The following is a 207-nucleotide window of genomic DNA, read 5'->3' as shown; positions in this document are numbered from 1 at the left end:
GGCAAATTCTTCTGTAAGTCTTGCAGAGAGGCCTCCAATTTGTCCGTCAGTTCCAGCGTGCTGGTGGCGGGCTGTTTGGTGACGGTCATGAGTACGGCCGGTTTGCCACGCTCCGAGGCTGTGCCCAGTTTCGGGGCTTTGGGACCTATTTTCACGTCGGCGATGTCTTCCAGCGTCACCGGAAAGTTGTTCACCGTTTTCACTACC

General features: G+C 56.0%; 1 protein-coding gene. It reads right to left on the bottom strand.

What is annotated here, in order from left to right; translation table 11 throughout:
• Window positions 1-207: efflux RND transporter permease subunit (locus NE668_RS10295; protein ID WP_256197030.1), on the bottom strand; the 207-nt coding region annotated here is incomplete at both ends.

Origin of the sequence: Veillonella parvula (assembly GCF_024461875.1) — a bacterium.
Taxonomy (GTDB): Bacteria; Bacillota; Negativicutes; order Veillonellales; family Veillonellaceae; genus Veillonella; species Veillonella parvula_I.
The sequence above is the reverse complement of the archived record's forward strand: the minus strand, read 5'-3'. Positions and strand labels throughout refer to the sequence as shown.